The sequence below is a fragment of the Gordonia gummivorans genome, from assembly GCF_022513585.1.
Taxonomy (GTDB): domain Bacteria; phylum Actinomycetota; class Actinomycetes; order Mycobacteriales; family Mycobacteriaceae; genus Gordonia.
In genome coordinates this window covers 1-510 of the sequence record NZ_JAKWBF010000095.1, presented here as the reverse complement: position 1 = coordinate 510, position 510 = coordinate 1, and the positions used below count along the sequence as shown (strand labels likewise).

1 protein-coding gene is annotated in these 510 nt (G+C 55.1%); it reads right to left on the bottom strand.

Annotation, left to right across the window (positions count from 1 at the left end; translation table 11 throughout):
- Positions 1-330 precede the first annotated feature (330 nt).
- Positions 331-510 (bottom strand): hypothetical protein (locus MKW15_RS24255; protein ID WP_240862962.1); only part of this gene is annotated, 180 nt, incomplete at its 5' end.

Here is a 510-nt window from a genome sequence, read left to right as displayed (position 1 = left end):
ACGGCGATCACTACGATTGGCACGCCCTGCAAGTGCATATCAGCGTCGCATAGGTTGTGGCGAGCGTCGTGCAGACGAATCTATTGCACAGCATCCGCGCTACATGCTCGCGTCCAGCCGCGAGTAAGGCGGTCAGGGAGTACCTGCTGTGAGAGTCACAGCATCAATGTCGATGCTGTGCCACCGCTATCGGGACTGCCGGACTGGTTGACTCCCTGACCTGTGAGGATTCGTCCTTGCTGGAAGGAAGGCGCTACGGACGTCCGACCTCACTCACTGATCGGTGCGAAACAGTCGAGTGTCTCAAAACTGGTCGGGCTGGGCAACTCTCTATCCCATTTTGTGGTCGCGCTTGCGAGCTACCTTGAGTGGTCGAATGGCCTGGTAATCTCTGGCAGCGATTCGTGACACTTTTAGCGCAGGCTGAACTGTGATAATTTGCTTGGCTGCATTTGTATCCCCTACACGCAGGATGCGCTTTTGTGCAGAAAATGCAATTGGTACTTTGGA